This window comes from Streptomyces sp. DH37, from assembly GCF_029813835.1.
Classification (GTDB): Bacteria; Actinomycetota; Actinomycetes; order Streptomycetales; family Streptomycetaceae; genus Streptomyces.
On sequence record NZ_JARVKV010000072.1, the window covers coordinates 22,654 to 33,450 of the forward strand.

A 10,797-nucleotide genomic window follows, 5' to 3' on the forward strand; every position below is an offset into this window, starting at 1 on the left:
TCCCCGGCGATACCGGAAACGGTATCGTCCCAGCGTGGACCTGTTACGGCACCTGAGGTACTTCCGGGCCGTCGCCGAGGAGTTGCACTTCGGGCGGGCGGCCGAACGGCTCGGCATGGCCCAGCCGCCGCTGAGCCGGAGCATCCGGGGGCTGGAGGAGGAACTCGGCGCGCAGCTGTTCGAGCGCTCCTCGCGCGGGGTACGGCTGACCGCCGCGGGCGAGGTGCTGCTGGCCGAGTCCGGGGAACTGCTGGACCGGGCCGAGCGCGTGCGGGCCCTGGTCGCCCGCGCCGACCGGGGCGAGCACGGAACCCTGCGGATCGGCGTACCGCCGGAACTGCCCGGGCGCGTCTTGGCCCGCGTCCTGACCGCCTTCGCCGCCGAGGCCCCCGGCGTACAGGTGGAACCGCGGGAGCTGAGCACCGCCGAGCAGGTGAGGCTGCTGGCCGAGAAGGAGCTGGACGCCGGGCTCCTCCAGCACCCGGTGGAACTGGCCGGGCTGGTGAGCGAACCGGTCACCGGCCTGCCGCTGGGAGTCGTCCTGCCCCGCGGCTCCCCGCTCGCGGGGGCGGGCCCGCTGCCCCTGGCCGCGCTCGGCGGCAGTCCGCTGGTGATCTTCCCCCGGCAGGCGGCGCCGGGCCTGTACGACGCCACCCTCAACGCCTGCCGCGCGCAGGGCTACCACCCGCCGCGGACCGTCCACGCCGGAAGCCCCGAGGTGGTGATGGGCCTGGTGATCGCCGGGCGCGGGGTCGCGCTCGCGCACGAGGCCGTGGCCCGCAAGGAGCCCCGCGTCCTGTGGCGCCCGCTCGACGCGGACGCCCTGGAGTGGCCCGTCTCCTTCGTCCGGCCCGCCGCCGCGCCCCACCCGGCCGCCCGCCGCCTGGCGGCCACCGCCACGGCGGTGCTGCGCGCCGAGGCGGGGGAGCGCTTCACCGGTCCCTCCGGTCCCGGCGGCCCGCCCGGGAGGCGGCCCGGTCCGGAGACGGCGGGACCGGACGGCGCGCCGCGTCCCTGGGACGTGGTCTACGCGGTGCGGCGGCCGGACGGCGGCTGACCGCAGCAGCCGTGCAGCTCCTCCACCGCCGCCCGCCCCGCCGCGCCGATCGCCGCATCCAGGTCCGGGCGGCGCTGCCCGAGCCCCTCGGTCTCGGCGAGCACCGCGACCGCGTAACGGCCGCCCTCCGGAAGGGAGACGACGCCGATCTCGTTGCGGATGCCGGGCAGGGTGCCGGACTTGGCCGCGACCGCGACCTCCTCGGGGAAGGCCGCCGCCAGCCGGTGCCAGCTCACCTGCCGCGCCATCAGCTCCCTGACCTCGGCGCACGCCTGCGGAGGGCCGGCGCGGCCGGTCCAGATCAGGGCGAGCAGCCGGGTCATGTCCCGGGCGGTGCCGCTGTTGGTGCGCCGCGGGTCCATGGTGGGCAGGGCCCGTATCCGTTCGGGGGAGAGGGTGGGGTAGACGGCGGCGAACTCGGCCGGGTCGGCGGCGCCCACGTCCGCCAGCACGCTCTCCAGCAGATCGCGGGGCGAGCCGGCGATCCGCGTGCCCTCCAGCCCCAGCTCCCGCACCAGCAGGCCCACGGTGTCCGCGCCCACCCGGCGGAACAGCACGTCGGCGGCGGTGTTGTCGCTGACCGAGAGGGCGAAGGCCGCCAGGTCGCGCAGGCTCATCTCCACGTCGTCCCGGCACCCGGCCGTCCCCGTCCCGCCCAGCCGGTCCGTCCGCCGCACCAGCACCCGCTCGGCCGGGTCCAGCTGGCCGTACGCCGCCTGCCGGGCGAACTCCAGCACCAGCGGCACCTTGACGACCGAGGCCAGCACCACCGGCTCGTCCGGCCGGACGCCCGTCTGCCGGTCGCAGTCCACGCAGCGCGCGTGCAGCCGCACCCGCGCGCCCAGCGCGCCGAACTCCCGCTCCGCGTCCCCGACGTCCCCGATGCCCCTCACCCGGCCATCCTGCCGCACCGGGGTCCGGTGCCCCGGCTCCCGGGGCAGGGCACCATGGGGGAGAGAGGCAGCCCCGACCACCGGATGAGGACGTCATGCCCCTGCACTACCACCGGCACATCACGGTCGTCCCCGGGCTCGTCCGGCTCACCGTCGGCCGCCACGGCTGGTCGGTCTCCCTCGGCCCGCGCCGGGCGCACATCACCCTGGGCCGCGGGTACCGCGGCGTGACCGTGCGCCTCCCCGGCGGTCTCACCTGGCACCGCCGGGGGCGGGGGCGCTGAGCGCGGCGGCCCCGTCAGCGGATGTGCCGCCCGGAGACCGCGCGGGCGATGACCAGGCGCTGGATCTCGCTGGTGCCCTCGAAAATCGTATAAATCTTGGCGTCCCGGTACATCCGCTCCACCGGGTGCTCCCGGCTGTACCCGGCGCCGCCGAGGACCTGGACGGCCTTCTCCGTGGCGGCCACCGCCAGTTCGCCGGCGCGCAGCTTGGACATCGAGCCCTGGGCCGCGTCGAAGGCGCGGCCGTTGCGGGCCATCCAGGCCGCCTGCCAGATCAGCAGGCGCACGGCCTCGATCTCGGTCCGCAGATCGGCCAGGGCGAAGGCGATGGCCTGGTTCTCGACGACGGGGCGGCCGAAGGCGATCCGTCCGCCCGCGTACTCCAGGGCGTACTCGTACGCGGCGCGCGCGATGCCGAGCGCCTGCGCGCCCACGGTGGGGCGGCTGACCTCGAAGGTCGCCAGGGCGGCCTGGCCCTTGGCCCGTCCGCCCTCGCGGGCGCGGGCGAGGCGCGCGTCCAGCCTCTCCCTCCCGCCCAGCAGGCAGTGGCCCGGCACCCGTACCTCGTCCAGGAAGACGTCGGCGGTGTGCGACGCCCGCAGCCCCAGCTTCCTGATCTTGCGTCCGGCCTCCAGGCCGGGGGTGCCGGGCGGGACGATGAACGCGGCCTGGCCGCGCGCGCCGAGTTCCGGGTCCACCGAGGCCACCACCACGTGGACGTTCGCGATGCCGCCGTTGGTGATCCACGCCTTCTGGCCGCTGATCACCCACTCGTCCTTCGCCCCGTCCCAGCGGGCGCGGGTGCGCATCGCCGAGACGTCGGAGCCCGCCTCGGGCTCCGAGACGCAGAAGGCCGCCACCTTGGGGTCGGCCTCGTCGCCGAAACACTGCGGGACCCACTCGGCGAGCTGGTCGGGGGTGCCGGCGGAGAAGATGCCCGCGACGGCGAGCGAGGTGCCGAACAGGGCCATGCCGATGCCGGCGTCGCCCCAGAACAGCTCCTCGTTGGCGATCTGGAGGGACAGGCCGGAGGGGTCGCCGTACATGTCGGCCAGGGACTCGAAGCCGTACAGGCCGATCCGGGCCGCCTCCCTGACGACGGGCCAGGGGGTCTCCTCCCGCTCGTCCCACTCGGCGGCGGCCGGGCGTACGACGTCGGCGGCGAAGCCGTGCACCCAGGCGCGCAGGTCGTTCTGCTCCTCGGTGAGGTCGAGGGAGAAACCGCTCATGGTCGCCGCCCGCCCCTCACGCCTTGGGGATGTCGAAGTAGCGGGTCAGGCCGGCGGCCAGGCCGACGTCGCCGGCCAGCCTCAGCCTGCGCGTCATGAACATCGTCACGGGGCTGGCGTTGCCGGAGACCAGCTTGAGGAACTCGGCGTCGCCCATGGTCAGCGTCACGTGCGGGTCGGCGTCGCCGCGGCCCTCGCGGACCGTGCACGTCCCGCCGGAGATGACGGTCTCGTGGACGACCTCGGTCTCCCCGGTGACCTTCCACCGGATCACGGCGTCCAGGGAGCCGGCGTTCTCGGGGCGGAACTGCCGCTCCATGCGCCGGAAGACCTCGCCGAGCACGCGCAGCCGCAGTTCGCCCCGCATGATCTCGGCGATCTCCCTGCCGGACAGGCCCTTGACGATCCGTGCGAACTCCTCGGGGGAGACGGCCGCGAAGTCGAGGGCGGCGAGGTCGGCCGGCTCGCGGCTGACGCCGTTGGTCATGGGGGCTCCTCCACTCTTCTTACTCTGGAGTAAATTTACCGGTGAGTAAGATTACGTCGTGGTAGGTAGGCTGGCAAGGGTGAGTGACAAGCGCAGGCGAAGGGTGCCCCGGCAGATCCGGGAACAGCAGATCATCGACGTGGCGGTCCAGGTCTTCGCCCGGCGCGGGTACCACCCCGCCTCGGTGGACGAGATCGCCGAACTGGCGGGCATCTCCAAGCCGATGGTCTACCTCTACCTCGACTCCAAGGAGGGCCTGTTCCTCGCCTGCCTGCGCCGCGAGGCCGAGCGGCTGGTGGCGGCGTTTCAGGGCGCGGCGCGCGACGTCCGCACCCCGGAACTGCGCCTGTGGGCGGGGCTGTCGGCGTTCTTCGCCTTCGTGGCCGAGCACCGCGACAGCTGGGTCGTGCTCCACCGCCAGGCGTCGCAGCTCAGCGAGACCATCACCGCCGAGGTCGCCCAGGCCCGCCGCGCGGTCATGGCCCAGGTGGCGGGCCTGGTCCGGGACGGGATCCGCGAGGCCCTCGGGCCGGTCCCGGTCGCCGACGAGGAGGCCGACTTCGTGGCGCACGCCCTGGTGGGCGCGGCGGACTCGCTCACCGACTGGATGGAGCGCCACCCCGGCGAGTCCCCCGAGCGGGTCACCCGGCGTCTGATGAACATGGTGTGGGTCGGCATGCGCAACGTGCTCGCCGGGGAGACCTGGACGCCGCCGGAGGGCGCCGGGACCCCGGGCCCCGGCTCCGGCGCGGCGCCCGAGGTCCGGACCGTCCCGGAGGCCCCGGCCCGGGGGTGACCTCAGCCCGCCGGGGCCGAGACCTCGCCGCGCAGGTGCTCGCGCCCCCCGTCGCCGTCCCCGCACAGCCGGAAGTCCCACAGCGCGCCGGTCCTCCCGGCGGACGCGGCGGGTCCGGTGGCGCGGAAGCGCACCGTCGCGGGCAGCAGGACCGGCGCCCGGAAGGAGACCTCCACCCGGTAGGCGTCGGGCAGGTGCTCCTCCAGCGCGGCCAGGCAGCGGGCCTTGGTCCACATGCCGTGCGCGATGGCGCGCGGGAAGCCCAGCGGCCGCGCGGCGAGCGGGTGCAGGTGGATCGGGTTGCGGTCGCCGGAGACGGCGGCATAGGCGCGCCCCGCCGAGCCGGGCACCTCCCAGCGCTCGTCCAGCACCGGGCCGCCCGGGCCGCCCGGGCCGTCGGGGAGGCCGTTGCCGCCGGGGCCGCCGCCGGTTCCGCCGCCGGGCGCGTCCTGGGCGCGCGGCCCGGAGCCGGCCCCGCCGCGACCCCGGCACAGGTACGTGCTGACCGACCGCCACACCGTACGGGCGCCGTCGTCGGCCTCGGCCGCCACGTCGAAGGCGGTGCCCCTCGGATGCGGCCGGAGCCGCTCGGCCCACACCCGGTAGGTGAGCCGCTCCCCGGCCTCCAGGGGCCTGTGCCGCTCGATCCGGTTGGCGACGTGGACCAGCCCGAGCAGCGGCAGCGGGAAGTCCCTCCGCGTCATCAGCCACATCGCCGGCGGAAAGGCGACGACGTGGGGGTACGTGACGGGCAGCCGGGAGGCGTCGGCGAAACCGCACACCCCGGCGTAGCGGCGCAGCCGGCCGGGGTCGGCCGCGACGTCGCGCAGCACCAGCCGCCGGTCCGGCAGCGGACCGGTCCGCCCGCCGCCGGACCGGGGCAGCAGCGCGCGGGCGTACAGCCCGGCCGTGCCCGGCACGGACGCCAGCTCCCGCGTCTCCGGCCCCGCGCGGCCGGCGTTCCCTGCGTTCTCGGCGTTTCCCGTGTTCTCTGCGTTCTCTGCGTTCTCGGCGTTTCCCGGGTTCTTCACGCCCCTCACGCTCCCAGCAGGGACTGGCCGCACACCCGCAGCACCTGGCCGCTGACCCCGCCGCTGCCGGGCGAGGCGAGGTAGGCGACGGCCTCGGCCACGTCGACGGGCTGCCCGCCCTGCCTCATGCTGTTCATGCGGCGGCCGGCCTCCCTCACGAGCAGGGGCACCGCCGCCGTCATCCTCGTCTCGATGAAGCCCGGGGCCACCGCGTTGACGGTGACGCCGCGTTCGGCCACGGCGGGCGCGAGGGCCTGGACCAGCCCGATCAGACCGGCCTTGCTCGCCGCGTAGTTGGTCTGCCCGACGTTGCCCGCGATGCCGCTGATGGAGGAGGTGCACACGATCCGGCCGCCCTCGCGCAGCACCGGGCCCCCCGGGTCGCCGGGAGCCAGCAGGCGGTCCGTCAGGCGCTCCACGGCGGTGAGGTTGACCGCGATCACGCAGTCCCACCGCGCGGCGTCCATCCGGCCCAGGGTCCTGTCGCGGGTGATGCCCGCGTTGTGCACCACGACGTCCACGCCGCCGTGGCGGGCGCGCAGGTGCTCCGCCAGGACGCCGTCGGCGCCGTCGGCGGTGATGTCCAGCTCCAGCGCGTCCCCGCCGATCCGCCCGGCCACCGCGCGCAGTTCGCCGCCCTGGCCGGGGACGTCCAGGCAGACCACCGTCGCCCCGTCCCGGGCCAGGGTGTCGGCCACCACCGCGCCGATGCCGCGCGCGGCGCCGGTGACCACGGCGACCTTCCCGTCCAGCGGGCGCTCCCAGTCGGCCGGGGCGGAGCCCGCGGGGACGGGCGCGGCGATCCGTACCACCTGCCCGGAGACGTAGGCCGAGCGGGCCGAGAGCGCGAAGCGCACCGTGGACTCCACCGCCTCCTCCGCGCCGGGCGCGACGAGCAGCAGGTGCGCGGTCGCCCCGCGCCGCAGCTCCTTGCCGACCGAGCGGACGAAGCCCTCCAGCGCCCGCTGGGCGACGGCCTCCCGCACCCCGCCGGCCAGTTCGGGCGGGGTGCCCACGACCACGACCCGGCCGCAGGGGGCCAGGGAGCGGATCCGCGGGTGGAAGAAGCCGTGCAGGGCGCGCAGCCCGCCGCTGTCGGCGACGCCGGTGGCGTCGAAGACCAGCGCGGCGGGGGATTCCCGGGAGCCGCCGGGGGCGCTCGGCAGCGAGGCCACCAGCGTGCGCAGCGACTCGGTCAGCCGGCCGCCGGGGGCGCCGTCCACGACCACCGGGCCGGACAGGACGGGACGGCCCGGGCGGTGGCGCTCCAGGACCTCCGGGCGCGGCAGGCCCAGGCGCCGGGCGAGGAGGGCGCCGGGGCCGGAGGACGTCAGTTTCTGGTAGCGATCCACCATTGATTTCTCCTTACGCATGAGTAAGTTTACTCCGAAGTAAGTAGAGGGGTTTCCTACCACGAGGAGGGGTGGCCATGGCAACGGCCGTCCGCCGCGCAGCGATCGTCGGCAGCAACCGCATCCCCTTCGCCCGGGCGGACGGGCCCTACGCCACCGCCTCCAACCAGGAGATGCTCTCCGCCGCGCTGGCCGGGCTGATCGAGCGTCACGGACTGGAGGGCGAACTGCTGGGGGAGTTCGCGGCGGGAGCGGTCCTCAAGCACAGCCGGGACTTCAACCTCGCCCGGGAGGTGGTGCTCGGCAGCGCGCTGGACCGCCGCACTCCCGCGTACGACGTCCAGCAGGCGTGCGGGACGGGCCTGGAGACCGTCGTCCTCGTCGCCAACAAGATCGCCCTGGGGCAGATCGAGTGCGGCGTCGCCGGCGGCGTGGACACCGCCAGCGACGCACCGCTGGGCGTCAACGACGATCTGCGGAAGCTGCTGCTGAGGGCCCGCCGCGCCCGCTCCCTGCCCCGGCGCCTGGGCGCCCTGGCCGGACTGCGCCCCCGGCACGCCGTCCCCGACATCCCCCGCAACGCGGAGCCGCGCACCGGGCTGTCGATGGGCGAGCACGCCGCCCGCACCGCCGCCGAGTGGGGCATCGCCCGCGCGGACCAGGACGCCCTGGCGGCGACCAGCCACCGGCGCCTGGCCGCCGCCTACGACCGGGGCTTCCTCGACGACCTGGTCGCCCCCTTCCGGGGCCTGGAACGCGACCAGAACCTGCGCCCGGACAGCACACCGGAGCGACTGGCCCGGCTGAGGCCGGTGTTCGGCGAGGGCGGTGCCGCGGCCGGCGCCACCATGACCGCGGGCAACTCCACCCCGCTGTCCGACGGCGCCTCCACCGTGCTGCTGGCGAGCGAGGAGTGGGCCGCCGAGCGCGGCCTGCCCGTCCTGGCCTACCTCACCCACTCCCGCACCGCCGCGGTCGACTTCGTCGACGGCCCCGACGGGCTGCTCATGGCACCGGTGCACGCCGTGCCGAAGCTGCTGGAGGCCGCCGGGCTGAAGCTCGGCGACCTCGACCTCTACGAGATCCACGAGGCGTTCGCCTCCCAGGTCCTGGCCACCCTCGCCGCCTGGGAGGACGAGGACTTCTGCGTGGACCGCCTGGGCCTCCCCGGCCCGCTGGGCACCGTCGACCGCGACCGGCTCAACGTCGCCGGCTCCTCCCTGGCCGCCGGGCACCCCTTCGCCGCCACCGGCGGCCGGATCGTCGGCACCCTCGCCAAGCTGCTCCACGAGAAGGCCGCCGAGCGCGGCGGACCCGCGGACGACGGCACGGTGACCGTACGCGGCCTGATATCGATCTGCGCCGCGGGCGGACAGGGCGTGACCGCCGTCCTCGAACGCTGACCGCCGGGCCGTACGGACCACCGCCCCGTACGGGCCCGCCCGTCCGCGGACCCCGCTCCCCGAACCCCGCTCCGAACCGGAGCCGACCAACCCCCCCGCACCGGCCGGTGCAGTCCTCCCACGCCGCGAACAGGAGCCGACCATGGGCGTACGCAAGGACTTGAAGAGGGCGAGACAGCGCAGCGAACTCGCCGACCGCGTGGTGGTGGAGCTGATCCGGGAAAGCGGCGCCGTACGCGAAGCGCGGGCCTCGTGGCGCACTCCGCCGGCCGTCGCCCCCGGCACCACCGCCGACATCCCCTTCACCGCCGCCGAACAGGCCCCCGACGCGGTGGTGCTGCGGCGCAGGGAGGGCGACCGGTGGGTCCCGGTCACCGCCGCCGGCTTCGCCCGCGAGGTGACCGCGGTCGCCAAGGGGCTGATCGCCGCCGGACTCCGGCCCGGCGACCGGGTCGCGCTGATGTCCCGCACCCGCTACGAGTGGGAGCTGTTCGACTTCGCCGTGTGGGCCGCGGGCGGGCAGACCGTACCGGTCTACGCCACCTCCTCGGCCGAGCAGATCGAGTGGATCCTGCGCGACTCCGGCACCCGCTTCCTCGTCGTCGAGACCGAGGAGAACGCCGTCACCGCCGCGGCCGCCGCGGTGTCCCTGCCCGAACCGCCGCGCACCTGGCGGATCGACGCCGGAGCCGTCGCCCTCCTGTCCGACCTGGGACGGGAGGTGGGCGACGAGGAGGTGGCCGAGCGCCGTGCCGGCCTCACCTCCGACACCGTCGCCACCGTCTGCTACACCTCCGGCACCACCGGCCGCCCCAAGGGCTGCGTCCTCACCCACGGCAACCTCCAGGCCGAGGCGTACAACACCGTGCAGCTGCTGCACCCGGTGTTCGAGGCGGTCACCGACCGGACGGCGTCCACCCTGCTGTTCCTGCCGCTGGCCCACATCCTGGGCCGCACCATCCAGATCGCCTGCCTCCAGGCGCGCATCGAACTCGGCCACTGGCCCAGCATCAAACCCGACGAACTGCGGCCCGAGCTGAAGAGGTTCCGGCCCACCTTCCTCGTCGGCGTGCCCTACCTCTTCGAGAAGATCCACGACACCGGGCGCGCCACGGCCGAGAGGATCGGCCGCGGCTCCTCCTTCGACCGGGCCGACCGCATCGCGGTGCGCTACGGGGAGGCCTTCACCGACGGGATCCGGGGCACCGGCCCGGGTCCCGGCATCAGGCTCTCCCTGGCGCGGGGCCTGTACGACCTGCTCGTCTACCGGCGCGTCCGCAAGGAACTCGGCGGCAGGCTCCACTACGCCATCAGCGGCGGCTCCCCCCTGGACCGCCGTCTCAACCTCTTCTTCGCCGCCTGCGGCATCCTCGTCTACGAGGGCTACGGCCTCACCGAGACCACCGCCGCCGCCACCCTCGTCCCGCCCCTGGACCCGCGCCCGGGAACGGTCGGACAGCCCATCCCCGGCACCGCCGTGCGCATCGCCGACGACGGCGAGGTGCTGATCAGGGGCGGCATCGTCTTCACCTCCTACTGGAACGACCCGCAGGCCACCGCCCGGGCCCTCGGGGACGGCTGGTTCGCCACCGGCGACCTCGGCAGCCTGGACGAGGACGGCTACCTCACCATCACCGGCCGCAAGAAGGACATCCTGGTCACCTCCGGCGGCAAGAACGTCTCCCCGAGCGTGCTGGAGGACCGGCTGCGCAGCCGCCCGCCGATCGGGCAGTGCATGGTCGTCGGCGACAACCGTCCCTACGTCGCGGCCCTGATCACCCTCGAAACCGAGGCCCTGGAGCACTGGCTGTCGGTGCGCGGGCGCCCCCTCGACACCCCCTTCGCCGAGCTGGAGAACGACCCCGAGCTCCTCGCCGACGTCCAGCGCGCCGTGGACTACGCGAACGAGGCGGTCTCCCGGGCGGAGTCGATCCGCAGATTCGCGCTGGTGGAGGGGGAGTTCAGCGAGGACAACGGTCTGCTGACCCCGTCGCTGAAGGTCAAGCGCCATGCCGTGGCCGCCGCCCACGCGGACCGGATCGACGCCCTCTACGAGCGGTGAGGGGGCCCGCCGCCATGAGCGACCACGACCACGAGCGCGACCGCGACCGCGATCACGGGCACGAGCGCGACCAGGGGTACGACTACGACGTGATCGTGGTCGGCTCCGGCTTCGGCGGCTCGGTCTCCGCGCTGCGGCTGACCGAGAAGGGCTACCGGGTGGGGGTGCTGGAGGCGGGCCGCCGCTTCACCCGCGAGTCGCTG

The 10,797-nt window shown here is 75.1% G+C and carries 11 protein-coding genes; 6 read left to right on the forward strand and 5 right to left on the reverse strand.

Annotation, left to right across the window (positions count from 1 at the left end):
* The first annotated feature begins 34 nt into the window (after positions 1 to 34).
* Complete coding sequence (locus tag QC029_RS26240; protein ID WP_279558285.1) at positions 35 to 1,057, forward strand: LysR substrate-binding domain-containing protein; 1,023 nt, start codon at positions 35 to 37, stop codon at positions 1,055 to 1,057.
* On the opposite strand, the gene QC029_RS26245 is transcribed toward QC029_RS26240, so the two are convergent.
* Entirely contained in the window at positions 1,027 to 1,890 is an 864-nt protein-coding gene (locus tag QC029_RS26245) for a serine hydrolase (protein ID WP_279558297.1), read from the reverse strand. The two genes, QC029_RS26240 and QC029_RS26245, sit on opposite strands and share 31 nt — an antisense overlap.
* Positions 1,891 to 2,045: 155 nt before the next feature.
* Here QC029_RS26245 and QC029_RS26250 point away from each other — a divergent pair, with 155 nt between their 5' ends.
* Positions 2,046 to 2,234, forward strand: a complete 189-nt coding sequence (locus tag QC029_RS26250; protein ID WP_279558286.1) for a DUF4236 domain-containing protein — start codon at positions 2,046 to 2,048, stop codon at positions 2,232 to 2,234.
* 14 nt (positions 2,235 to 2,248) lie between these two features.
* On the opposite strand, the gene QC029_RS26255 is transcribed toward QC029_RS26250, so the two are convergent.
* Positions 2,249 to 3,463, reverse strand: coding sequence for an acyl-CoA dehydrogenase family protein (locus tag QC029_RS26255; protein ID WP_279558287.1), 1,215 nt, complete (start codon positions 3,461 to 3,463; stop codon positions 2,249 to 2,251).
* Between the two features lie 16 nt (positions 3,464 to 3,479).
* The gene (locus tag QC029_RS26260; protein ID WP_279558288.1) at positions 3,480 to 3,950 is read right to left on the reverse strand and encodes an SCP2 sterol-binding domain-containing protein; all 471 of its coding nucleotides are present in this window, start codon (positions 3,948 to 3,950) and stop codon (positions 3,480 to 3,482) included.
* A 79-nt stretch (positions 3,951 to 4,029) separates the two neighbouring features.
* Here QC029_RS26260 and QC029_RS26265 point away from each other — a divergent pair, with 79 nt between their 5' ends.
* Positions 4,030 to 4,746, forward strand: coding sequence for a TetR/AcrR family transcriptional regulator (locus tag QC029_RS26265; protein ID WP_279558289.1), 717 nt, complete (start codon positions 4,030 to 4,032; stop codon positions 4,744 to 4,746).
* A 2-nt stretch (positions 4,747 to 4,748) separates the two neighbouring features.
* Here QC029_RS26265 and QC029_RS26270 read toward each other — a convergent pair whose 3' ends face one another.
* Complete coding sequence (locus QC029_RS26270) at positions 4,749 to 5,777, reverse strand: MaoC/PaaZ C-terminal domain-containing protein (protein WP_279558290.1); 1,029 nt, start codon at positions 5,775 to 5,777, stop codon at positions 4,749 to 4,751.
* Positions 5,778 to 5,782: 5 nt separating this feature from the next.
* Positions 5,783 to 7,132: a 3-oxoacyl-ACP reductase gene (locus QC029_RS26275; protein ID WP_279558291.1), complete on the reverse strand. Its 1,350-nt coding sequence runs from the start codon at positions 7,130 to 7,132 to the stop codon at positions 5,783 to 5,785.
* Between the two features lie 74 nt (positions 7,133 to 7,206).
* On the opposite strand from QC029_RS26275, the gene QC029_RS26280 reads away from it, so the two are divergent.
* From QC029_RS26280 to QC029_RS26290, 3 genes are all read left to right on the forward strand, one after another.
* Positions 7,207 to 8,532: an acetyl-CoA C-acetyltransferase gene (locus QC029_RS26280; RefSeq protein WP_279558292.1), complete on the forward strand. Its 1,326-nt coding sequence runs from the start codon at positions 7,207 to 7,209 to the stop codon at positions 8,530 to 8,532.
* Between the two features lie 142 nt (positions 8,533 to 8,674).
* Positions 8,675 to 10,594 (forward strand): long-chain fatty acid--CoA ligase, encoded by a 1,920-nt coding sequence (locus QC029_RS26285; protein ID WP_279558293.1) that lies wholly within the window; start codon positions 8,675 to 8,677, stop codon positions 10,592 to 10,594.
* Positions 10,595 to 10,608: 14 nt separating this feature from the next.
* Positions 10,609 to 10,797: NAD(P)-binding protein (locus tag QC029_RS26290; protein ID WP_279558294.1), on the forward strand; the 189-nt coding region annotated here is incomplete at its 3' end.

Excerpts from the sequence above, each read along its gene's own strand:
- QC029_RS26250 (WP_279558286.1), top strand. The coding sequence starts at position 2,046 with ATGCCCCTGCACTACCACCGGCACATCACGGTCGTCCCCGGGCTCGTC.
- QC029_RS26255 (WP_279558287.1), bottom strand. The coding sequence starts at position 3,463 with ATGAGCGGTTTCTCCCTCGACCTCACCGAGGAGCAGAACGACCTGCGC.
- QC029_RS26260 (WP_279558288.1), bottom strand. The coding sequence starts at position 3,950 with ATGACCAACGGCGTCAGCCGCGAGCCGGCCGACCTCGCCGCCCTCGAC.
- QC029_RS26275 (WP_279558291.1), bottom strand. The coding sequence starts at position 7,132 with ATGGTGGATCGCTACCAGAAACTGACGTCCTCCGGCCCCGGCGCCCTC.
- QC029_RS26280 (WP_279558292.1), top strand. The coding sequence starts at position 7,207 with ATGGCAACGGCCGTCCGCCGCGCAGCGATCGTCGGCAGCAACCGCATC.
- QC029_RS26285 (WP_279558293.1), top strand. The coding sequence starts at position 8,675 with ATGGGCGTACGCAAGGACTTGAAGAGGGCGAGACAGCGCAGCGAACTC.